The 2157-nt window shown below is 66.8% G+C and carries 2 protein-coding genes; both read left to right on the top strand.

Annotation, left to right across the window (positions count from 1 at the left end; translation table 11 throughout):
- The first annotated feature begins 173 nt into the window (after positions 1–173).
- Entirely contained in the window at positions 174–1619 is a 1446-nt protein-coding gene (locus tag ACLJPL_RS33965; protein ID WP_411084803.1) for an NF041680 family putative transposase, read from the top strand.
- The gene (locus ACLJPL_RS33960) at positions 1616–2128 is read left to right on the top strand and encodes a protein phosphatase (protein ID WP_411084802.1); all 513 of its coding nucleotides are present in this window, start codon (positions 1616–1618) and stop codon (positions 2126–2128) included. Before ACLJPL_RS33965 ends, ACLJPL_RS33960 begins: the two co-directional genes overlap by 4 nt.
- Positions 2129–2157: the final 29 nt, after the last annotated feature.

The raw sequence follows: 2157 nt of genomic DNA, 5'->3' as shown, positions 1-2157 counted from the left end.
AGCTTGTTCTTTAACCTCTGCCTGTGGTTGGCCCCTTGGCTGACCACGGGTTTTCGTGTTCGCAGGACAGCTGGACGACGTCCGCGTGATCATGTGATTCGGCCGTAAGGCACGATGACAACCTGAGGACGAGTGTGCTGGAGAGTGCCGACCGTGCCGGGGCACTGAGCGTGATGTCCGATTTCCGTGCGGGCTTCTACGGATGCCTAACTGCCCGGGCGGACGCACTGTTCGAGCTGACCGATGCCATGCTCTGCGCCGACGGACCGGTGAAGACTCTGGTCGACCTGACGCTGACGTCTGAGCACCGGCGCGGACACGGCGCGCTCTACGACGGGTTGAACCGTGGCCGGATCGAGGTGGGCCGACTCCGCGCCGAGTTGTCCGGCCTGCCTCTTCCCAGAGCGGCCGACGGACGGATCGTGCTCGCGGTGGACGTCAGCCCGTGGCTGCGCTCGGACGCGCCGACCAGCGCCGAGCGGCTCTTCTGCCACGTCTACGGGCGTGCGAAGAGCACATCGCAGTTCATCCCGGGCTGGCCGTACTCCTTCGTGGCCGCGCTGGAGTCCGGCCGCACCTCGTGGACGGCGGTGCTCGATGCGGTCCGTCTCGGCCCGCAGGACGACGCCACCGCGGTGACCGCCGACCAGCTCCGCGACGTCGTCGACCGCTTGATCGCCGCCGGGCACTGGCAGGCCGACGATCCGGACATCCTCATAGTGATGGACGCCGGCTACGACGTCACCCGCCTCGCCTTCGTCCTGGCCGACTTGCCCGTGGAACTCCTCGGCCGGATCCGGTCGGACCGGGTACTGCGGCTACCGAAGCCGCCCAGGATGCCAGGGACCAACGGCCGCCCTCCCAAGCACGGCCCCGAGTTTGCGCTGAACAAGCCGGTCACCTGGCCCGAGCCTCAGCATGCCACGACCACCGAGACCACTCGCTACGGCACCGCCAAGGCCAGCAGCTGGGACCGTCTGCACCCCCGCCTCACCCACCGGACCTGCTGGATCGACCACGACGGTGACCTCCCCGTGATCGAAGGGACGCTGATCCGGCTGCAGGTCGCCCACCTCCCTGGTGACCGCGACCCCAAGCCCGTCTGGCTGTGGTCCTCCCGCACCGGCACCACTGCCCACGACATCGACCATCGCTGGCAGGCATTCCTCCGCCGATTCGATCTCGAACACACCTTCCGGTTGTTCAAGCAGACCCTCGGCTGGACCCGCCCGAAGATCCGCACACCCGAAGCGGGTGACCGCTGGACATGGCTGGTGATCATCGCCCACACCCAGCTCCGCCTCGCCCGACCGCTCGCCGAGGACCTCCGCCGGCCATGGGAGAAGCCCGCTTCACCCGGACGACTCACCCCGGCGCGAGTCCGGCGAGGGTTCAGGAACATCCGCACGAAGTCGCTCCTCCCGGCCAGTGCGCCGAAACCTGGAAGACCTGGCCCAGGCCGACCGCTTGGCTCCACCAACCGGCAGAAGGCCCCGCGCTTCGACGTGGGCAAGACCGAACTGCGTGATCTGACAATCAAGGAACGACGAGAGCGCATCGAGCAGGGAACGCTACCGCCTGACCGCGTCGTTGGTCCACCTGGAGAGGAGCGTCCGTGAAGACACGCCAGAGGGACCGAGGCGCCCCCGAGCCGCAGGCACCATGGAACGAAGTCAGGCTGCGGCTATGGCAGGGCGGGCACTTCTGGGCCAGCCCTGACGGCGAGGTGCAGACCGCCGTTGTCGGTACTGAATTCGACCTGGTCATCAGCTTGTTCACCCGACCAGGTCACGGACCGCACCCCGGAGTAGAGCATCTGATCAGTGAGATCCCAGACGGCCCTCTCACGGCTGAGCAACTCCACTCGGTCCAACAGCTGGCCATCACGGCAGCTAAGGCCGTACGGAATGACCGCACCGTTCTGGTGCGCTGCCATTCCGGCTACAACCGCTCCGGCCTCGTCGTCGCACAGACCCTGATCGAGCTGGGCCAGGACCCGGCGACCGCCATCGCGCTCATTCGACAGAGTCGATCTCCCTGGGCCCTGAACAATCAGACCTTCGAGCAGTACCTCAGTACGGGACTCGACGTCGCCTACCTCCTGGCCGGACTCGAAACCCGCACCTGAGCAACAGCATCAGAGGTTAAAGAACAAGC

It is taken from the genome of Streptomyces sp. cmx-18-6 (genome assembly GCF_046548915.1).
Classification (GTDB): domain Bacteria; phylum Actinomycetota; class Actinomycetes; order Streptomycetales; family Streptomycetaceae; genus Streptomyces.
The sequence above is the reverse complement of the archived record's forward strand: the minus strand, read 5'-3'. Positions and strand labels throughout refer to the sequence as shown.

What these genes read in the sequence shown, in the direction of transcription:
- ACLJPL_RS33965 (WP_411084803.1), top strand. Translation starts at nt 174, where the DNA reads ATGTCCGATTTCCGTGCGGGCTTCTACGGATGCCTAACTGCCCGGGCG.